This window comes from Enterocloster bolteae, assembly GCF_002234575.2.
GTDB classification, from domain to species: domain Bacteria; phylum Bacillota; class Clostridia; order Lachnospirales; family Lachnospiraceae; genus Enterocloster; species Enterocloster bolteae.
In genome coordinates, this window is the sequence record NZ_CP022464.2 from 4773904 (window position 1) to 4795463 (window position 21560).

Sequence of the window (21560 nt, forward strand, 5' to 3'; positions counted from 1 at the left end):
ACCTCCTTTGCAGGGCCGGCACCGGGAATATCCCGGTGCCTTTGCTGCGTCATGACTATTCTACATGCCATTCCCAAACGGAACGGTTCAAAAGACTGTAATCCTCAAAGCATACATTGGAGATTTTCTTGTTGTAGGCAACCAGGTCCTTCTGGAAATACAGCCATACAAACGGACACTGTTCCCTGAGCATCATCTGGTACTCATCATAGTATGGCTTCCTGTCCTCAAAGCTGAACTGGTTCAGGCCCTTTCTTCCCACCTCGCCCAGGGACGGATCCTCGTTCTGGGAGAAGTTATTCAGATGGCCCGGAGTCACGTTCATCACGCTCTCGCCCGGGTCGGGTGAACCGCCGGATCCAATCAGCGCAAAATCATACTCGCCCTTTCTTGCGGTGGACAGCAGGGTCGGGTGGTCTGTGGTGATGATTTCCACGTTAATGCCAATCTTTGCAAGGTCCTGCTGAATCATGGGCGCCGATTTCTCGCGCACCTCATTGCCCTTTGACACATTGAGGCGGTAGGTCTTGCTGGTATCAAATCCGGATTCCTCCACCATCTGTTTTGCCTTGTCCACATCATATGGGATGGGAAGAAGTTCTTCATTAAAGTATCTGTGGCTTGGAGCCAGGGGGCCCGGAGCCGGTACGCCTTCGCCCTTCATCAGGTTATTGACCAGGGCGTCGCGGTTAATGGCCATGTTTACTGCCTGGCGCACTTCCTGGGGAATGTTCTTGGTATTGCAGGAAAGATACTGGTAACCCAGGGATTCCACTGCCTCTGTGGTCAGGTTTTCCTGCTGTCCCGCCATATCCCAGTCATTTAACGGGATGTTGCCGATGCCTGCGCCGGCCACAATATCAATCTCTCCGTTCATCAGACCTGACAGAAGGTTGGACGCCGGCACGATTTTAACAACAAAGCGGTCGAATTCAGGAGCGTTGATGTGGTAATCCTTATTAGCCGTGAATTCCACGCGCTCGCCGGATATCTCAGACTCGTAAATGCATGGACCGGAACCAATGGGGGCTTTCCAGAAATCAGCTGCCAGCATGTCTTTCACAGGAATGTCCTCCAGACAGTGCTTTGGCAGGATGTAAAAATCGCGGAACATGATGTCCAGCATATAATCCAGGTTGGTGGGGTCCTTCAGTGTGAACTCTACTGTGTTGGCGTCAATGGCCTTCACGCCGAATTCCTCTCCTTCCACACGGATTCCGTCTTCCGTACCGGCAAAGGGAGCCACCTTGGAACGGCGGGCCACACTGATGTCAGGGTTGGACATGAGTTCTGCGGTGTATACCACGTCGTCAGCCGTCACAGGCTGTCCGTCATGCCACTTGGCGTTTTTGTTCAGGTTAAATGTAATCTTGGTATGGGTCTCATCATCCATAGACCAGGAATCTGCCAGACGGGGTTTAAAGGATCCGTCTGCCTTTACCACAATCAGCTTGTCAAAAATCAGCTCCAGCACGGCATCCGTGTTGGCATTGGTGGTGTTAAAGGGAATCAGGGTGTCCCACGGGGCCGTCATGGCCATGGTCACGATTTTCTGTCCCTGGGAGGCAGTGTTCTCCTGGGCATTGCCGTCTATGCTGCCTTCCGCCTTGGCGTCCCCGCCTTCGGCTGCTGTTCCTGTTGCGGCAGGGGCCTTGGTATCGCTGGGCGCTGAAGGCGCTGAACAGCCGGACAGTCCCATCATAAGACACAGGGCAAGAGCTGTCATTTTTGTTAAACGTTTTCTCATTACTATATCCTCCTTTTTATTCAAGCCTTTTCGGCATTGATTTTGAACTTATTTTCATGTATCTATTTGATCACCATTTTGGTGTCCAGGGCGTCCCTGGCTCCGTCTCCCAGGAAATTGATACAGAGCACGGTTATCAGCAGGGCCAGGCCGGGCGGAAACCAGAGCCACGGTCTCTGGGAAAGCACGCTGATGGACTGGGCATCATAGAGGATGTTTCCCCAGGATGCCTGGGGCGCCTGGACCCCCATTCCCAAAAAGCTAAGGGCTGATTCCGTAATAATGGCCTGGGCTGCACGGAATGTAAATGAAATGAGCACCGGGGCAAAGGTGTTGGGCAGTATGTATTTTGTCAGGATAGTGCCGTCCTTTGTGCCGATGGCCCTGGCCGCCTCCACGTAATCCTGTTCCCTGGCCGACAGCACATTTCCGTAGATAAGCCTTGCGAACTTAGGCCAGCCCAGGACTCCGATAACAATGGTAACCGTGGCCACAGAGGGCCCCAGTACGGATACCAGCACCAGAATCAGAACCATGGCCGGAAACGACATGAACACATCCGCGCAGCGCATAATCAGTGTCTCGGCAATTCCCCTGTAGTACCCTGCCAGAAGTCCCAGGGGCACACCCACCGCCATACTGATGACTGCGGATATGATACCCACACTTAAGGATACCCGCCCTCCGTAAATGAACCTGGCGAAGATATCCCGCCCGATATCGTCTGTTCCCAGCCAATGAAGGGCGCTGGGCGCAGAACCGAACATCACCTCGTAATCCGATGTATACGGGTCCAGATGCAGTATGTAGGGCAGGGCAATGACCAGTATGATTTCCAGGGTCAGTACAAAAGCGCTTACCATGGCCGGTTTGTGGGCGCAAAAACGCTGGAGCACGTCATGAAAATAAGAATTTGCCGGAATATCCTTTAATCTTTCATCCTGTTTCATGTTCTCACCTTCCTTCTTCTTAGTCATAACGTATCCTTGGATCCAACAGTCCGTACATCAGGTCTACCAGCAGGTTGCCCAATAACACCACAATGGCAATCACCACCGTGATGCCCATGATAACAGGATAATCCCTGGCATTGATGGACTGTACCATCAGACTTCCCAGCCCGGGCCATCCAAATATCTGCTCCGTCACAACCGCCCCTCCTATCAGAAAAGGAATCTGCATGCCGAACCAGGATACCAGCGGAATCCATGCGTTTCTCAAAGCGTGGCGCACCAGCACCGACGGCTCATGAAGCCCCTTTGCCCTGGCCGTGCGGACATAATCGTCCTGGAGCACCTCCAGCATAGAGCCCCTGCACTGGCGTATGAGGCTTCCTATCTGCTGAATGGCCAGAACCACGGCCGGAAGCACCAGGTGGTGGAAGAACATGGGCCAGGTCCTGACTCCGGAGGAGTCGTACATGCCGGAGGTAGGGAACAGCTTCACCTTGATGCAGAAGAAATATATCAACACCAGTCCTGCGAAGAAATTCGGCATGGCGGACCCGATAAATGACAGTCCGGAAGAAATATAATCCCAGCCGGAGTAGGGCTTATAAGCCGACATGATTCCCAGGGGCAGGGCAATGATAATGGTCAGGGCCATGGCGCTTCCTGTAAGAATCAGCGTGGGCCCTATCCGCTCCAGAATCATATCCAGCACCTGGCCGTTGGTGCGGATGGACATTCCCATGTTTCCCTGCACCAGCTGCACCAGCCATCTGATATACTGGATGATAACCGGCTGGTCCAGTCCCAGTTCCTTACTCTTCCTTGCCATCTCCTCGGCAGTGGCATAAGGGTCGTTAAACAGGATTTCCAACGGCGAGCTGGGCGCCAGGGAGGCCACCACGTACACCAGAATGGTGATACCCAAGAAGGTAGGGATTGCTGTCAACAGCCGTTTCGCAATGTACCTATAACGTTCCATCTGCATATCCTCCTCATTTCATATTTTAAAAATTCCGTTGCCAAATTTTTTATATTGGCCTATTATAATATTAAAAGCGATTCTCTCTCCCTTCGCTTATCTCAATGCAAAAAGGAGTTATACATGGACAACCAGTCACCGAAACTATCCTTAAAGGACACCGTATACCAGCAGTTAATCGAGCTAATCTGCCAGGGAAAGCTGCTGCCTGACACCCTGTTCACGGAAAACCATATGATATCCTACTTCGGGGTCAGCAAATCCCCTGTCAGGGAAGCCTTAATCCAGCTATGCCATGAAAATGTACTGAAAAGCATTCCCAGATGCGGTTATCAGGTGACTGCCATCAGCAGTAAGAATGTCCGCGATGTGACGGAGCTGCGTCTCTACCTGGAACTGTCCAGCCTCCCCAAGGTCATGGAGAACATCACCACGGCTGACATCGAAGAGCTGAAGCGCCAGAACCAGGTGCGCCTGGTAAATCCGGAAAAAAAGGATTTGTGGATAGCCTGGCGCAACAACTACCAGTTTCACATGACGGTGGTGCGCCTGGCAGGCAACGAGCAGGTGAACAATGCCATGGAGCAGGCCATGACCACCTACCGCCGGGCCTATGCCCAGCTATACACCCTGAAAAAGGATGTAATTGCTGCCAATAAAGCCAGTTACCACGACTTCTTCGTGTCCAGCCTGGAAAGACACGACGTATTCTCGGCTCATGAGTATCTGAAAAAAGATATCCTGTTTATGGAGGATGAACTGCTGGGGACCGGCATCACCACCTGATGGATGCCGGTTCCGGTTTTACCTCTGCTCCAGCTTTTCCACTGAGTCCACCACGCACCGGATGCGGTCATAGGCGATTTCCGTGGGAAGGGTGCAGTCTGAGCCCACGATAAAGGGCCTTCCCTTCATCTCCTCCAATACCTCGCTGGTATGTTTAAAGATTTCTTCCTCTGTCCCGGTGACCAGGACTCCGTGCCTGTCCGGGAATCCTCCCAGAATAATACTGTCACTGAAAAGCCCGGCGCCCTTTGTCAGGCTGAAATCATTTCCGTAAATCCCCCAGTTCACAATGGCCGGGTGCAGATCCTTATAGCGGTTAAAGTCAATATTGCTCTTGCATATGTGCAGCACATTGAAATCCGTGGTCTTTTTGATGTGGTCATACACCATTTTCTCATAGGGGGCCACAAATTCCTCAAACTCTTCATCTGTAAAGAAATTCCGCTCTCCTCCCAGGGCCGCATAGAAGATGCCCTCCGCGCCGGCCTCCAGGGAACAATCTGAAAATTCCATAAGAGTCTCAGCCACGGTCCGGAACACCTTTTTCATCTCAGCCGGACGTTCCCGGCAGAATAGGGTAAGCTGGTATCCCATACTGGTGTAGTTGCCTGCAAAACCTGTCTCATGGAAGGCGGAGGCAATAAGGCCGTGGATGGTGGACATGATGGGATACTCTCCCTTTGCCTTGTCGGCTATCCTCTTGATAATCTCCATCTGGTCCTGGAAGATGGCATCCTTCCTGGAAAATCCCCTGAACTTGCTGATGTCACCCAGCCGCTCAATTTTTGTATTCCCGTCATACAGGATATTTTCATTCATGATTTTCAGGATATCTGTATCCGTGGCCTTCATGAAGTCCAGATGGGCCTCAATGGCTTTCTCACCATGATGCATTTCTTCCGGAAAATGAAGCCAGAATCCCACAGGCGTCCTGTCCACTGGTTTTCCTTCTAATACATTTCTGATACGTTCCCTCTTTGTCATGGTTTCCATTTTGTTACTTCCTTTCCCTTTTTGATGCATGTATATGTATATTATTCTCTCTGTTGATATTATCAATAATATTATCAGTCAGGGTGTATGTCAAGCATTTTTTGTGTTATTTGGCTATTATTAATAAAATAATTCATTAAATTTGTACATTTATTCTATATCTAATATGTTTTATAATATTATCAGCACGGGGTAATTTTTGAATGTGAGAAAGGAAATTTTTATGAATATTTATGACCAGCGCATTGCAAAAGCAAGAAACCGCATGGAGGATGCCGGCATTTCACTGCTGGTCATCACGCCTTCATCTGATCTTATGTACCTTACAGGCTACTCAAAACCAGCCACGGACCGTCTGACCGCCCTGCTCCTAACCGAACACGACTCCTATTTCCTGTGTCCTGCCGTGGAAAAAAACTATTTTAAAGAGGTGGACTGCCAGGCAGCCCCCATCCTCTGGGAAGACAGCGGGGACCCATTTAAAAAAATGTACTCGGTCCTGTCCGCCGCTCCCGGCATATCCAGGAAATCCTGCATAAAAGCTGCTGTGGCAGGCAGAATGCAGAGCAGCTGCCTTATCCGGCTCATGGAACTGTATCCCGGCATTTCATGGAACAATGCAGACAGCGTCCTGGTTCCCCTGAGAAAGAGCAAGACGCCGGAAGAGATTACCATAATCAGGAGAGCACAGGATATGGCCGAGAGGGCCTTTGCCAGATTGCTGGAGAATGGCCTGGAAGGAAAAACAGAGCGCCAGTTGTCAGAACAGCTGATGAAACTGCGTCTGGAGGAAGGCTTTGACGCAGTAGGCCCCGGCCTCATTGCCTGCGGTCCGGGCAGCGCCTCCCCCCATCCCATCCTGTCGGACAACAAGGTACAGGCAGGAGACACGGTAATGTTCGATTTTGGCGGGACCTATAAGGGATATCATGCAGATATGACGAGAACCTGCGCCGTGGGATATGCATCAGATGAATTTAAAGAGGTGTATTCCATTGTTCTGGAAGCCCACTTGGCTGTCCTGAAGGCAGCTGCCCCGGGCACGGCCTGCCGTGATATGGACCTGGCAGGCCGCAGTATCATAGAGCGGGCTGGCTATGGGGCATACTTCACCCACAGGCTGGGCCACGGCATAGGGCTGGATATTCATGAGCCGCCCTTTGCCTCAGCCAGCGAAGAAGGTGTATTGGAAACCGGAAATGTAATCTCCAATGAGCCAGGCATCTACCTGCCTGGACAGTTTGGCATACGTATAGAGGATTTAATCGTGATAACGGAAAAAGGCTGTGAATCCCTTAATACCATGACAAAGGAACTGATGATTGTTTAGAAGGATGGCCGGAAATCCGTATGAATGGCCGGAGGCAGGTACGGATGCCAGGGCTATTGGGCATTACTGCCCTCTCTTCCACTTCTTGATTTCCTCCAGCCTGCTTTTTACAGGTTCCTCCGCGCCCTGGTCCGTAGGATGATAATATTCCCTTCCGGCCAGGGAGTCCGGCAGGCACTGCATCCGGGCTATCTTTTCCTCTGTATCATGGGCATACACGTAGCCGTCGCCATAATGCAGATCTTTCATGAGTCCGGTAGGAGCATTGCGAATGGTAAGGGGCACCGGCTCAGCCAGCATGTTCTGGGCGTCAGTCCTGGCGGATTCATAGGCCATATAGGCAGAATTGGATTTAGGCGCCATGGACAGGTAAATCACGGTATGGCTCAGATGTACATTACACTCAGGCATTCCCAGAAAATGACACGCCTGGTAAGCAGACACTGCCAGTGTCAGAGCCTGGCTGTCCGCCATTCCTATGTCCTCGCTGGCAAAGCGGACCAGCCTGCGGGCGACATACAGCGGGTCCTCCCCTGCTTCCAGCATACGCGCCAGCCAGTATACGGCTGCGTCCGGGTCGGAATTGCGCATGGACTTGTGGAGCGCGGATATAAGGTTGTAGTGTTCTTCCCCTTTCTTATCGTACAGAAGGCTCTTTTTCCCGATGCACTGCTTCAGCACATCCTCTGTGACCGTGGTCTTATCCGGACTGATTACCCCGTTTGTCACTGCCATTTCCAGGGTATTCAAAGCCGTCCTGGCATCCCCGTTGGCAAACCCGGCAATCATATCAATCATAGGGTCTGTGATCTCCACATTCAGATAACCCAGCCCTTTAGGACTCTTAAGCGCTGTCTTTATAAGGCGGGCCAGGTCATTCTCCGTCAATGCCTGGAGCACAAAGACCCTGCACCGTGACAGGAGAGCGCTGTTGATCTCGAAGGAAGGATTCTCCGTGGTGGCCCCAATCAGAATGATGCTTCCCTTTTCAACATATGGGAGAAACGCGTCCTGCTGTGCCTTGTTGAAGCGGTGTATCTCGTCCACAAATAAAAGGGTCTTAATTCCCATCCTCCGGCTGTTCTCAGCCTGGACCATGACCTCCTTGATTTCCTTTATGCCGCTGGTAACAGCACTGAAATTAATGAACTGGGCATTGGTCCGCTTTGCTATGATTCCCGCCAGGGTGGTTTTGCCCACACCGGGAGGCCCCCAGAAAATCATGGATGGAATCTTATCCTGCTCAATGAGCTGGCGCAGCAGCTTCCCCTTTCCCAAAAGATGCTCCTGTCCCACAAATCCGTCCAGGTCATCCGGGCGCAGCCTGCTGGCCAGAGGATTGTATACTTCTCTGTCATCGAATAATGACATCTGTTCCATGGCTTTTTATCTCTCCTTTCAGAAATGGATCTGTATGATTACTAAGAAACCGGATATTCTCATGTTCTAGTTTATCTTACTGTGATTTTGCCGTATACGGGCAAAAAGCTGGAATTGTATTATCACAGACGGCAAAGCATACTATATTCTTCCCCTTTTTCATCCACAATTTCAAATCCTGTTTTTTGATACATATTCACAGCATAATTTGCTTTTTGTACGGAAAGTGACGCCTGCTTATATCCTCTGTCTTTCAGAATACGGAGCATTTCTTTCATTAAAGCTGTACCTATTCCCAATCCACGGTAATCTTTATACAGGGAAACTGCAATAGACGGAGTGGCATTATCTATATGTCCGTAATCATTCATAATGCGTACCCAAACAGCGCCCACAGCCTTTTTATTAACCTCTGCAACCAAACCAATATCGTCTTTTTTCGTCCCGAAGCCGGTTATATATATCTGCAATTCCGGCTGACTGATAATGGATTTGGGCGGTGCAGGCACTCCCTCCGGCACAAAGACAGCCTGGTACAAAAAATCTTGAAGCAGGCTTTCTTCTCCCTCTGATATTGTTCTGATTTTGTAGTCCATAACCGCCTCCTGCAGTTTTCAATTAACAGAGGAATTCGCCCTCTCCATAACCTGGAATTTCTTTCACTATTTCTTTTTCTTGTTCATTACAATAGCTATTGTAATCACTATAACAGCACAAATAATAATTAACCAAAAATTTGGATGCATATCTTTATCTCCTCTGCAACTGCTGATATGCCGGGTAATCTGCCCAAGTCAGGCAAACAAATAACTTGCATATAACTTGCTTTTTTCATTCTAATCTTAGCGCATGGAAATGTCAAACAGCTCATTTCGTTTCACTGCTTCACGCTACTGTCCATATTCTGTCTGCTGACTTGGGCACCATTATGGCACTCAACTTACCTTTTCCGGATTGGTTTTCACTTAATGATTGTGCCAATCCCTGAAGGCAAATTCCTCATCCATTTCATCATATGCGCATTCCAGCAAATCAGATCCCCATCCGTCTGAAAACTGAAATGCCATGAACCGCCCCTGCAATGATAAGCCTTCCGGAATCATGGTCTTAACCAACCCTTCAAAGTTGAACATGGGAAACAATTCCCTAAGCCTTTCTTCCACATCTGTTTTATCCACGGTTCCATTATTGGGTACGCAGTCGAATTCATCAGCCCACTGGAAAACTTCGGCTGTTTCTTTTGAGTATACTTCTTTTTCCCGGAACTCCCCGCCTCCATTTTTCATACGCCCCGGTATAACCGCTTGTTCTATCTCCCAAAATGGATATCCGCTGCCTGTTAAGTCACTGAAAAGCCGATATAATATACAATCATTAATTTGCTTTTCATTCTCCCTGATTTCCTTTTCCTTTTGATTGTAGTACGCAGTAAGACCTCTGGCTATTCCGCCACTGTCTGCTGTCTCAGATTTAAGATAGGGAAACAGCGGCTTGTACCAAAAGGAGTCCTCATCCTGCAATTCTTTCATGATTTCCTCTAACGTATCGTTAATCATGATATTCTCATCCCCAAAATCCTCATTTACATAGTTTCCTGCTATTCCTATGGAAAAGCTGCCCTTAACAAGAAAGCGTTTGTCTCTATAGATTATTTCAATCATATATGTGTTACTCCTTTGTTTATGTTGGTGTTTTTTGGGGCGGATGTTTTTTACGGAGGGGGGTATGCGCTTAACGGATTCCCTGTTGATCGGGATACTGTTAATATGTTCTTTTAACTGATGTTTTGCGAATTCTCAATATATAATTATGGCTGCTTTCAATGCATTAGGTACGCGGGGAGCAATTTTCCTTTTGCATTAATTTAGGGGCTTACAGGTATCTTTTGGTCTGCAAGGCTCTCGCGAGCCTCGACGATTTATACATTTTAGTCTGTTATACTATATATCATTTCAATCCACAAGGCTCTCGCGAGCCTCGACACTATGAGCGGAGGTGAGATAACGTGACATATAGATTTCAATCCACAAGGCTCTCGCGAGCCTCGACGGGGCAGACATACTCGCAGCCGTAAATGCTTATGTTATTTCAATCCACAAGGCTCTCGCGAGCCTCGACGCTGATTCAGTTACCCCTTTTAGGGGAGGACATTACATTTCAATCCACAAGGCTCTCGCGAGCCTCGACTGCATTCAGCTTTTAAGGATGCGCAGGTGGAAGGTATTTCAATCCACAAGGCTCTCGCGAGCCTCGACCTCTTTGATTTTCTCATAGAGCACGGGCCTTACATTTCAATCCACAAGGCTCTCGCGAGCCTCGACTATATTCACGGTTGTGATGATTGTGGTTTTCGTATTTCAATCCACAAGGCTCTCGCGAGCCTCGACGTATTCATGTGGACGTGGCTGGCTCTGCTATAGGCATTTCAATCCACAAGGCTCTCGCGAGCCTCGACATACAGTTGATTCATAATCTGATAATCAACATGATTTCAATCCACAAGGCTCTCGCGAGCCTCGACGATATGCGGGAAGCAGGATTGATAAATTACATTGACATTTCAATCCACAAGGCTCTCGCGAGCCTCGACTTGATGGATTTAAAATGATAAGCAGCATCTGATATTTCAATCCACAAGGCTCTCGCGAGCCTCGACGCAGATTTTGTAACTGCTGGCACACAGACCGTTATTTCAATCCACAAGGCTCTCGCGAGCCTCGACGTATACATATTGATGTGGCTGGCTCTGCTATCGGTATTTCAATCCACAAGGCTCTCGCGAGCCTCGACTCTGCGCAAAATTTGGTTGATTATCTTACAAATATTTCAATCCACAAGGCTCTCGCGAGCCTCGACACGGTTACACACCTACAAATAACCTAATAACGGAATTTCAATCCACAAGGCTCTCGCGAGCCTCGACTTTGCAGCCATATGAACCGGGTGCCGGACTGAATTTCAATCCACAAGGCTCTCGCGAGCCTCGACTTCCGTGGATGTGGACCGCACAGTGGAGTATTTATTTCAATCCACAAGGCTCTCGCGAGCCTCGACATATGGTACCCAACCTTAAACATATTTCCTTTAGTATTTCAATCCACAAGGCTCTCGCGAGCCTCGACCGGGATTAACAGCCAGGTAATCCGGTTCGGGGAATTTCAATCCACAAGGCTCTCGCGAGCCTCGACGACGGAGCCGCCCAAAATAAAGCAGGGATATAGATTTCAATCCACAAGGCTCTCGCGAGCCTCGACCAGAGGCCGAAAAGAACGCCCAGGCACAGCTTTATATTTCAATCCACAAGGCTCTCGCGAGCCTCGACAGCAAAATTATCCAAACCTACTCCACATCCCCCCTAACATTTTATGCATTATGCTCTTCTCTCCCCAGTTCAACCAATTCAGTCCATTCACCCAGCCCGCTTTCACGGCCTTTTCCTCTGTTTTTCAGGTGCGAATCTCCCTGGCATTTCATGTCAGCTTGGCATTCGCACCTGGTTTGAAGGGCTCCCAACTCACAGAAACCAACTCTACTTATATATTACATAATCCTTCATTTCCCGCATATATCCTGCATGCTGCAAAGCCTCTGCCGCCTCCGCCGGATACTCTTTCAATACAAGCCTCTTTTGTTCCGGATATATGGCTCCCTGCTTGAACGCACGGACAAATTCCGCCATCACTTCCTTCATATCTTCGGCATCGCAAATACGCAGTACTCTGCCCTGACGTTCCATTACAGCAGCCAGCTTTCCCGCCTTCAGGGCCACCGCTGTTCCGGCCACTGCCAGAAATCCACATTTTTCAGGTAGTTCCAGAACTTTTCCCCACACCAGGGCCGGATCTGTTCCGTTTAACCATACCGTATGGTCATCCGGCTCCCTCAATGCGCCGGTCACGGCATCATAATCCTCTCCGCGGACAAATTGGGCTCCCGACATCCCCTCTACAAAATAACCTCTGCGGATGCGGCCTGTATATTCCCAGATACGAAGAATTTCCAATGCCTGGGCCCAGCTCCACTCCCATTTTTTTCCATCTTCTCCGGTCTGGACATAGGGCGAGTCTGACACAGCCTGTACAGACTTTCTAAAAGTCTCACGGCACAGAATCATATTTTCATCAAAAAACTGCTCCAGCCATTCCTCCGGTCCATATTTTCTTACCGGCCTTACTATATCCCACCGCCCAGCTGACAGTGCCATGACCCTGGTATTCACACGTTGTCTCACAGCAACTTTCTTTACCTTGTCCTGATTCTGCCATTGCCTTACAGGCACAAAACTGTCTGCACATACCAGGCCCTTTTCAGCCAGACTTAACAATACTTCCTGGGCGCTGCCTTCCTTTGGTATTTTTGTAAGGAATTTAAGAAAACTGGCTCCTCTGCGCTTTAACTCCTGGTACATGAGAAGCTCATCGCCCTTAAGCCCTGCTGTCTCTGCCCCGGCAGATGCCTCCCAGTCTATATCCTCATAGCTGCAAAAACAAAGGGTTCCTTCCGGCGACATTCTCCAGAAATAGTCCCCCTGGGCCAGCAGCCGGTCCAGAAGACTGGCTCCATACCGCTCCACCCGCCTGGCAAAGTACACATTTTCCCAAAAGCGTACAGGGCATGGCTTTCTGCATCCTTTTTCCACGGCTTCCCTTAACTGTTCTTCTGCCGTGGAATGTGTCACTGCCCTGGCTGCCATCAGCGCGGCGTAATGAGATGCGGGCTGCGTGGCTGTCTGACTGCGCAGGATGCGTATATGGCCTTCCCTGGCCCTCTCATAGAGCTTTTCGTGATAGTATACGCCCTGGTCCTCCACTGCTTTTTTGCAGCGGCATAGTTTATCTAAAAGCGCCTCTGTCATCTCCTCAGACAGAAAATACCGTTCCCTTACATCCACCGCAGTCTGACCGCCGCGGTAATAGAGCATGCGCCGGACAATGTGCATTGCGGCTTCCTCATCCTGCTGCTGCAATGCCCTCATATATTCGTCCTCATGTTCTGCCGCTATCCATATTCCCGGCTCCACATAACAGGCCAGTCCCTGCCGGGCCAGGGCCTCCAGCCAGTCAGCAGGTATATCCAGCTCTCCTGCCTCCAAATCTCCCTCCATCATGAGAAGCGAATGGAGCTCTTCCTCATTTTCCGGCATTTTTCTCCGTGACCATCCCCTGGACAGTTCCTCTGGTGTGGGCTTAAGCAATGCTTTTTTCAAATCTTCCTGCACGGTCTGGCGGATTTTAGGCGTCACCGGTGAGTACTCATACATCTCTTCTGCCTCTGCCTGCCACTGGAAGGGCAGAGACATGGGAGAAGGGACATCCAGCCAGATTTCTCTGACCGTAATGAAGCCGGAACGGATCCTGGCCAGTATCTCCATCACTCCGCTGATATCCCACTGGTGTTCCAGACATTCCCGTTTTGTCTCACGAATCAGCGGATGGTCCGGCTGGTCCATCAGGGAGCTTAACATTTCCGTGCTCTTAAGACGCTGCATCCAAAGCGGCTGGCGCCCGTTCCGTTTCATGCCCATCATCAGGGCGCGGGCAGCATTGTAGCGGAATGTCATGCCGAACAGAGGCGTATCAGGCAGGATTGCTTCCAGCACCGGCCGTACCTGGTCCGGGTTGATTTGGAATAAAAGTCCTTCCGGCAATTGCTCCCTGCCATATGGATACAGAAGGAAGCCATCCTCCTCATCCACACTCCCCACATCCATCCCCATGGTATTGCGTATCATATGACGCAGGACGAGGGACAGCGGACCATTTACCCGTCTTCCAAACAGAGCATGGACCATGACCTGGTGGCTTCCTGTACTGTCCTTAAAATGCTCCACCACTATGGTTCTGTCATCAGGCAGTCCTTCTGTGGCCTGAATCTGACGTGTTATAAATCCGGACGCATGGACCGACGCAGACTCGTCTAATCCCAGTTTCTCCAGAGCTTTTTCCAGCTCTCCCTCACGGCATGCCTTCTCCAGCTCTCCTAATATACGGCCAAAGGCAAGACTGGTTCTAAGATCTCTTCCCTTTGTCTCCCCTTTCCAGAATGGAAGTCTGGCGCCTTCGGCCGGGGCCTGGGTCACGATAACAGAGTCCTTATCCTGACGGACCACACGCCAGCCAAAGGACCCCAGCATGAACCGGTCCCCGATCCTGGATTCATAGACAAATTCCTCATCCAGCTCTCCTAACTTCACCCCGTCCTCTGTTTTGGCTGCGTACATCCCTTTGTCGGGTATGGTCCCTCCCGCTGCCGTGGCCAGCATACGGCTGTAAACATCCCCAGCCACCCGGCCGTGAATCCGGTCATACAAAATCCTCGGACGCACCGGTATCTCCCGGCTGTGTTCGTAATCTCCTGCCAGCATGGCAAGGACGTCCTCCACATCCTTCCTGGTCACCTGGTAAAATGGATACGACCGCTCCAGCACATCCATCACATCATCTATGCTGTAGCTCTCTCCCGAAGCCATGGAAACCAAATGCTGGGCCAGTACATCCAGACACATGCGCGGAGGATTGGCCCGTTCCACGCCTCCACGGCGGGCCACTTGTGCGGTCATGCCGCAGTATACTGATTCGGGCGCAGTCCTGGGATACATATACATGACGCTGACCCGGCCCGGATTATGGCCGGCCCGGCCCAGGCGCTGCATGGTGCTGGAAATGGTGCGGGGGCATCCGACCTGCAGAACCTGCTCCACATCCCCCACGTCAATGCCCAGTTCCATGGACGACGTGGCACATAACAGTCTCAGCCTCCCCTCTCTTAAATCCCGTTCCACCTCATCCCTCTGTTCCTTTGACAGACTTCCGTGGTGGACTCTGGCAAACCCGTCCCCGCCCAACAGATTTACATAGTATGCCAGCTTTTCCACATAACGCCTTCCTTCGGAAAATGCAATTACACTCTTACAGCTTAAGCACTGGCGGTATACTGCCATTCCCAGCTCTTCCCATACCGGATCCTTCCGCCTTCCCACAGCAGGGGCCGTACCAATAACCTGTATATCCACCTGTTTATCCATGGAAGGTGCACAGATAACGGCCGGTTCCGGGGACAGGTAGGCGGCCGCAAGCTCCAACGGCTCAATGGTGGCTGACAGGCCAATTCTCTGAAGCCTGCGGCCGCAAAGTTTATCCAGCCTGGCCACTGACAGCATCAGATGCGCCCCCCTCTTGGTGTCTATGAGGGCGTGAATCTCGTCCAAAATAATTGCTTTTGCAGTCTTTAACACCTGTCGGCCGGATTTGGATGTCAGCATGAGATAAAGGGATTCCGGAGTGATAATTAGGATGTGGGGCGGATGCTTTACCATCCTCTGGCGCTCTTTCTGAGGCGTGTCCCCGGTACGGATGGCGGTCTGAATCTGCCCTATGGATGGATTACCCGGTCTGCTTTCCGCTTTGCTTTCCCCGGGAGCTTCCGCTCCGATCCCCTCCAAAGGTTTGCGTAAATTTTCCCTGATGTCCCCCGCCAGAGACTTAAGGGGAGACACATATATCACATACAGCTCCTCCTTAAGTTCCCCCCTCTCAGCCAGTCCGCCCAACTGGTCTATGAACACCAGGAAAGCTGAAAGGGTCTTTCCTGTACCGGTTGGAGCGCTTACCAGCACGTGCTTTCCGTCAGCAATGGCGGGCCATGCTTCTCTCTGTATTTTGGTGGGTTCTCCAAATGTTTTCCTAAACCAGCTTTCAGTGGCTGGCAGGAATTGTTTAAGGGTATCCTCTTGCATAAGCTCCTCCATGCGGGCAGTTGTGTGTCATTCCTGTTGTCCGGATTATGTTCCGTAAAACTACAGGTATTTATATTATTATATCATTGCACTGTTTTGCCTGTCTATGACTGACATGGCAGAACTGCCTTTCTGAAAGGTCTTTTCCGGTCTTTCATTTGCAGCAGTTCCGGCGCCGCCTGTTTCCTTAACCCTAATCTTATTGTATAATATACTCATATCAATAACAGGCTGAATCAGAGCCTGTGGGAATGAAAATCTGAAAATACAGCAGAAATCTGATAAAACAAAAGAAAGGAACAATCATGGACAAACGGAAAACAGGCATTTTTCTTCTCATATTCCTGCTTGGACTCATAGCCGGATTCCTGCTCTCCAGCGCGGTGAGAGGACATGCAGCCGCAGATACTTCCGGTTCCCGGATATCCGGCAGACAGGAAAACGTCCCCCTTATAACCACCGGAGAGGACTCAGCACTCCCGGCTTCCCCGGAACAAGCTGCCGTCAGCATATCTGCTCCCCAGGCCATCCTGACCTCCGGACCGTCCTATCCTGAGTGGGACAAAAACACCACCTATACAGGCGGCGATCAGGTGGTCTGCGGCGGTAAAATATATATAGCCAGGTGGTGGACCTTAGGGGAGCTTCCAGGGCAGGCCGATGTGTGGGAAGCCGCTCCGCAGACGCCCCCTCCCGCAGATTCCCAGGCCGCTCCCAAAGCCGGCGCCTCATCCCCGGTAAAGGTGGTGGGTTATTACCCTGACTGGAAATCCTACCAGCCCCAAAAGCTGCAGATGGATGTGCTGACCCACATCGCCTACGCATTTGCCATACCCACACCGGACAGCAGACTGCTCCCCCTGGAAAACCCGGAAACAGCAGTCCGCCTGATAGAGGATGCCCATAAAAACCAGGTCAAGGTCTTATTAGCTGTGGGCGGATGGAGCTATAACGGTGCCGAGCTGGAACCAGTCTTCGTGAGCGCCACTTCAACCAGTGAAAAAACCAGGCAGCTGGGTAATGAAATACTGGCCATGTGCAATGAGTACGGGTTTGACGGCGTGGACATGGACTGGGAGCATCCCAGGGTAGACGGGCCCTCCAAGGACCAGTACCAGGAGCTGATTCTTTACCTGGCAGACGCGCTCCATGCCCAGGGAAAGCTTCTGACCAGCGCTGTCGTCAGCGGGGTCAGCGCAGACGGCAATATTTATTATGATGCCGCGGCCCATAGCGATGCCGTGTTAAACGCAGTGGACTGGATTCATGTTATGGCCTATGACGGCGGTGACGGGGAACGCCATTCTTCCTATGACTTTGCAGTAAACAGCGCCGCCTACTGGTGCGGCACAAGAAAAATGCCGGCCGGTAAAGTGGTGCTGGGTGTTCCCTTCTACGGACGTCCCGGCTGGGCCGGTTACGGGGATATCCTGGCCGCTGACCCGGATGCCGGGAATAAAGACCATGCCATGGTGAGTGGAATGGATGTCTGGTATAACGGCATTTCCACCATTGAAAAAAAGGCCGCGTACGCCAGGAATAACCTGGGCGGAATCATGATATGGGAACTGACCCAGGACACGGACGATTCCGGCAAAAGCCTTCTGTCAGCCATCGGAAGGGGCATACAATGATCCCTATGTCCCGCTGTTTATCCCTGCGGATTGTAAGGACATTTTTCCTTCAGGCACTGTTCATTCCGGCCGTACAATCCGCATACTGTCTTTTTGGGCCGCTCCATCCATATCCCGAATTTCTCCCCCACAAAATCCACTGCCTCCAGTATGGCTGTGTAGGAATCCCGTTTACAGCATCTGGGTCCCCCTGTTTTGGCAATAGCCCCAAGGCTTCTGGAGGTCATCTCATTGCAAAGCCCCCACTCTTTTCCGCTTAAGGGTGAGGCCCCTGTAATCAGGCTGACAAAAATACCTGTACTCACAGCAGCCCCGCAGGTTCCCCACAAACCGCAGATACCTCCCGGCACCTGTGCCCCTCTGTTCCTCATTTCTTCCAGGGCCGCGTCCAAATCCAGTTCTCCCCCGGCGTTCTTATAGGCAGCCAGAAGCGCGGAGCCCACCAGCACATGGTGCTCCGGTCCATGCATATAGATATAGGGAGACAGGATGATTTTCTTCATGATTGCCACCGGATCCTTGCTGTCTGTATGCCTGCATATATCTTCAATGACACGCAGGCCCATCTGCTCATGGCAGCTGTCGCAGATAAAGTGACCGTTCACACATCTGGCATTGCTCATAAATGTTTTGTGACAGTAGGTACATTCCATTTCAATCTGACTCGGGAAATATTCCAGCGGCGCACCGCATACCAGGCATCCCGTTGTTTGTTCTTCCATTGCCGTATCCTCCTGTTAACCATTCATTTCTTATTCTTAGGCCAATCTCATTTCAGTATACCATAATCCCTATCCCGGTTAATACTTATTTTTCTGTTTTTATATCGGTTTTCATATCCACTTCCTGCCCTCCGCTGTTCCCCCTCCCCGCCCTCTTCCTGACGGTTCTTACCGCAAATCGAAAAAGAGCGCAAACCGCACGGAACCGCTCCCGAAACTGGTTTGCACTCTTTTTCTCTACTCTCTGCTCAGGGTAGCGCCTGACCTGGCTGTGTTCACCAGGCGGGCGTACCGGCCGAGAAGCCCCTTTTCTCTTGGACGCCTCACTGCCTTCCATTCCCTGCGTCTGGCTTCAAGCTCCTCGTCGCTGACCTCCAGATGGAGGTAATCCTTATACAAATCCACAGTTATCCTGTCCCCATCCTTAACCAGGGCAATTGGACCTCCCTCTGCTGCCTCAGGGCACAGATATCCGATGCTTAAGCCGCCGCTGGCCCCTGAGAAACGCCCGTCGGTGATGACCGCTGTGTTGGGTATTCCCTTGATGATTTCCGTAATCCGGTGCAGCTCCTTCATTCCCGGACCTCCCTTTGGACCTTCATAGCGTACAATAACGGCATCACCTTCCTTTATCTCCTTTGCCCGGAAAGCAGCATAACACTCATCCTCGCCCTCAAATACCCTGGCCGTGCCCTTAAAACGCCGCACTTCCATGGGAACTGCCGATGTCTTTACCAGGGCTCCCTGGGGCGCCAGATTGCCATAGAGAACCTGGATTCCGTCTGCCCTGGATACAGGATCGTCCATGGACTTTATAACTTCCCTGTCGCCCTGAGACGTACGCTCCAGAATCTGCCCCAGTGTTTCCCCAGTCACTGTCAGCACATCCTTATTCATTACAGACTCCAGCTCTTTCATCACAGCCGGTATTCCGCCTGCATAGTGCAGGTCTACCACGGTCCGGTTTCCGTTGGGTACAATGGAGCACAGTACCGGCGTGGCAGTGGTAATCTTTGAAAAATCATCCCAGTCCAGGGAAATCCCCAGCTCTGCCGCCAGTGCCGGTAGATGAATCAGGGCATTCAGGGAGCCTCCGATAGCGGAAAGAAGGGTGATGGTATTCTCCAGCGCCTCCCGTGTCATAATCTGGCTGGGGCGAATCTGCTTCTCCACCATCTTCATCACAGCCCGCCCTGATTCTCTTGCGCTGAAACGGCGCATGCTGGTGCTTGAAGGAATCAGGCTTCCTCCCGGCAGCATCATACCCAGGGACTCACAGAGAGCGCCCATGGTATTGGCTGTTCCCAGAAAGGGACAGATTCCGGGGCCCGTGTAATATTTGAGCGTCCCCTCAATCAGCTGCCGCTCTGTTATCTCTCCCCGCAGGAACTGCTGGCGCAGTTCCTTTGACTCATTGGGTTTTATCTGGGCATAGCAGGGACCGGCCGTGACAATAACTGAAGGAAGGTCAATCCGTGCTGCTGCGTTCAGCATTCCCGGCACGATTTTATCGCAGGAACCCATGTACACTACTCCGTCAAACACTCCCTCGCCCACCACCATGGCTTCAATGGAATCCGTGATGATTTCCCTGTGGGGCAGACAGTATCGCATACCGGAATGCCCCTGGGCAATACCGTCACACATGGCTACCGTGTTAAACTCAATGGGCTCGCCGCCGGCTTCCAGGATTCCCTTCTTTACCTCCTCAGCCAGCTGTTTTAAAGGCTCATGTCCCGGACATATCTCATTCCAGCTGTTGGCAACGGCAATGAGCGGCTTGTGGTCCAGGGAGTCGATGGAAACGCCTGCCGATGCCAGATGGGCCTTGGATATGGCTTTCTGGAACGGCTCCAATTTATCAATTGCCCGCAACATCATTTCCTCCTGCTAACATTGTTTTCTTCTTGTTATAACGATTCATGAACACCCATACGGCTGCCATAACCGCAATCAGTACCGGCACAAAAATGTACGGCTTTTTGATGAATGCCTCGTACACCAGAAAGCTTACCGTAAGGCTGGTGGCAGCGAAGGATGTAATCATTCCTTCCCCCAGGTCCAGTCCCACGGAGGTGGCCAGCTGGGTCAGGACAGGCGCTGTAGCCGTACCTGCCAGCAGGATGGCCCCTGTACACACCAGGCCCATGATGATGTTCTTAAACAGGTTTCCTCTGGTGATAGCAACCACCAGGGCCACACGGAAGGTCACAACCGCCAGGTCCGCAAAGGGAAGCACGCGGTTTCCCGGAAGTACGGCAGCCATAAGGATGGTTAGCGGAATGACAATCAGGGATGTGGTGATGACATCAGGATTTCCCACTACAACCGCCGCATCCAGGCCGATAAGGAATTTCCTGCCCTTAAACTTCTCCTGGGTAAACTTTTTGGCAGCCTCTGAGATTGGCATAAGTCCTTCCATAAAAAGAGAGGTCATCTTGGGAATCAATACCATGACAGCCGCCATGTTTACGCCCAACGCCATAATATCAGCCACTGAATACTTGGCCAGAACACCGATAACGCAGCCAAGTACCAGGCCCATGATGGTGGGTTCACCAAAGAATCCCAGATATTTCTTGGCATCCTTGATTTCAAAATCAATCTTGTTGATTCCGGGTATCTTATCCAGCAGCCAGTTAAGGGGTGCTGCGATAATGATGGAGGAAAGAGCTGACATGGTTGGAAGGGATACGCCGGGAATACCGAAGTAATCCTCCACCAGAGGCGCGGTCCAGTCTGACAGCTTAAATGTGATAATGGCCATGATGACCGTTGCACCGATACCCATTGCCACATTTTTAGTCACAAAATAAACCATGATTCCTACGATTGCCATGTGATGATAATTCCAGATATCCACATCCAGGGTATCTGTGGCCTTCAGTACCAGCATAACAATGTTGGTGGCCAGAATACAGAATATAAGGATAGCGATAATCGGCGATGACCATGTAACTGCCGCGATGGCTCCCCAGCCCACATCCAGAATGTCCAGCTTAATACCGAAATTCTGCACCATGGCCTGGGCGGCAGGCCCCAGATTGCTCTTCATCATGTTGATGACCAGATTAATACCCGCAAAGCCAATGCCGATGGTAAGGCCGCTTCTGAAAGCCTTTGATAATTTCACCCGGAAAATAAGCCCTATGATGGTTATGATGATTGGAAGCATGACCACAGCGCCTGCATCCAGAATCGTATTGAAAATATTATAAAGTATCTGCATATGATTAATCTCCCCTAAGATTTCATTTGTCTTTCATAGCCTACGGCTGTCTGTCCTGAGCGCGTTTGAGACACA

The 21560-nt window shown here is 51.0% G+C and carries 14 protein-coding genes and 1 CRISPR repeat array; of the genes, 3 read left to right on the forward strand and 11 right to left on the reverse strand.

The features are described from left to right. Positions 1-55: 55 nt before the first annotated feature. The 3 genes from CGC65_RS22090 to CGC65_RS22100 all read right to left on the reverse strand — a co-directional run bounded on the left by CGC65_RS22090 (position 56) and on the right by CGC65_RS22100 (position 3676). Positions 56-1747, reverse strand: coding sequence for a peptide ABC transporter substrate-binding protein (locus CGC65_RS22090; RefSeq protein WP_002568493.1), 1692 nt, complete (start codon positions 1745-1747; stop codon positions 56-58). Positions 1748-1809: 62 nt separating this feature from the next. Continuing rightward, positions 1810-2724 carry an ABC transporter permease gene (locus CGC65_RS22095; RefSeq protein WP_002568494.1) on the reverse strand — a complete coding sequence of 305 codons (915 nt, stop codon included), beginning with the start codon at positions 2722-2724 and terminating at the stop codon, positions 1810-1812. Next, complete coding sequence (locus CGC65_RS22100; RefSeq protein ID WP_002568495.1) at positions 2717-3676, reverse strand: ABC transporter permease; 960 nt, start codon at positions 3674-3676, stop codon at positions 2717-2719. Before CGC65_RS22100 ends, CGC65_RS22095 begins: the two co-directional genes overlap by 8 nt. Before the next feature lie 123 nt (positions 3677-3799). Between CGC65_RS22100 and CGC65_RS22105 the strand changes: the two genes are divergently transcribed. Continuing rightward, positions 3800-4462, forward strand: coding sequence for a GntR family transcriptional regulator (locus tag CGC65_RS22105; protein WP_002568496.1), 663 nt, complete (start codon positions 3800-3802; stop codon positions 4460-4462). Positions 4463-4480: 18 nt separating this feature from the next. On the opposite strand, the gene CGC65_RS22110 is transcribed toward CGC65_RS22105, so the two are convergent. Then, entirely contained in the window at positions 4481-5455 is a 975-nt protein-coding gene (locus CGC65_RS22110) for a uroporphyrinogen decarboxylase family protein (protein ID WP_002568497.1), read from the reverse strand. Positions 5456-5678: 223 nt separating this feature from the next. Here CGC65_RS22110 and CGC65_RS22115 point away from each other — a divergent pair, with 223 nt between their 5' ends. After that, a complete protein-coding gene (locus tag CGC65_RS22115; RefSeq protein WP_002568498.1) occupies positions 5679-6785 on the forward strand; it encodes a M24 family metallopeptidase in 1107 nt (368 codons plus the stop codon). Positions 6786-6848: 63 nt separating this feature from the next. Here CGC65_RS22115 and CGC65_RS22120 read toward each other — a convergent pair whose 3' ends face one another. The 4 genes from CGC65_RS22120 to CGC65_RS22135 all read right to left on the reverse strand — a co-directional run bounded on the left by CGC65_RS22120 (position 6849) and on the right by CGC65_RS22135 (position 15900). After that, complete coding sequence (locus CGC65_RS22120) at positions 6849-8165, reverse strand: replication-associated recombination protein A (RefSeq protein ID WP_002568499.1); 1317 nt, start codon at positions 8163-8165, stop codon at positions 6849-6851. 122 nt (positions 8166-8287) lie between these two features. Beyond that, on the reverse strand, positions 8288-8761 hold the full coding sequence (locus CGC65_RS22125) for a GNAT family N-acetyltransferase (protein WP_002568500.1): 474 nt from the start codon (positions 8759-8761) through the stop codon (positions 8288-8290). A gap of 369 nt (positions 8762-9130) precedes the next feature. Next, complete coding sequence (locus CGC65_RS22130) at positions 9131-9826, reverse strand: hypothetical protein (RefSeq protein ID WP_002568501.1); 696 nt, start codon at positions 9824-9826, stop codon at positions 9131-9133. Between the two features lie 221 nt (positions 9827-10047). Next, positions 10048-11487: a CRISPR direct-repeat array (repeat unit 33 nt; unit sequence ATTTCAATCCACAAGGCTCTCGCGAGCCTCGAC). Between the two features lie 207 nt (positions 11488-11694). After that, complete coding sequence (locus CGC65_RS22135) at positions 11695-15900, reverse strand: DEAD/DEAH box helicase (RefSeq protein ID WP_002568503.1); 4206 nt, start codon at positions 15898-15900, stop codon at positions 11695-11697. A gap of 305 nt (positions 15901-16205) precedes the next feature. On the opposite strand from CGC65_RS22135, the gene CGC65_RS22145 reads away from it, so the two are divergent. After that, the gene (locus CGC65_RS22145; protein ID WP_002568504.1) at positions 16206-17534 is read left to right on the forward strand and encodes a glycosyl hydrolase family 18 protein; all 1329 of its coding nucleotides are present in this window, start codon (positions 16206-16208) and stop codon (positions 17532-17534) included. A 17-nt stretch (positions 17535-17551) separates the two neighbouring features. Here the strand turns inward: CGC65_RS22145 and CGC65_RS22150 are convergent, their stop codons facing one another. The 3 genes from CGC65_RS22150 to CGC65_RS22160 form a co-directional block, all read right to left on the reverse strand. Beyond that, the gene (locus CGC65_RS22150; RefSeq protein ID WP_002568505.1) at positions 17552-18256 is read right to left on the reverse strand and encodes a DUF5714 domain-containing protein; all 705 of its coding nucleotides are present in this window, start codon (positions 18254-18256) and stop codon (positions 17552-17554) included. Between the two features lie 237 nt (positions 18257-18493). Next, positions 18494-20134: a dihydroxy-acid dehydratase gene (ilvD, locus tag CGC65_RS22155; RefSeq protein ID WP_002568506.1), complete on the reverse strand. Its 1641-nt coding sequence runs from the start codon at positions 20132-20134 to the stop codon at positions 18494-18496. Then, positions 20118-21485, reverse strand: coding sequence for a PTS galactitol transporter subunit IIC (locus CGC65_RS22160; protein ID WP_002568507.1), 1368 nt, complete (start codon positions 21483-21485; stop codon positions 20118-20120). The genes ilvD and CGC65_RS22160 overlap by 17 nt, the downstream gene beginning before the upstream one ends. Positions 21486-21560 lie beyond the last annotated feature (75 nt).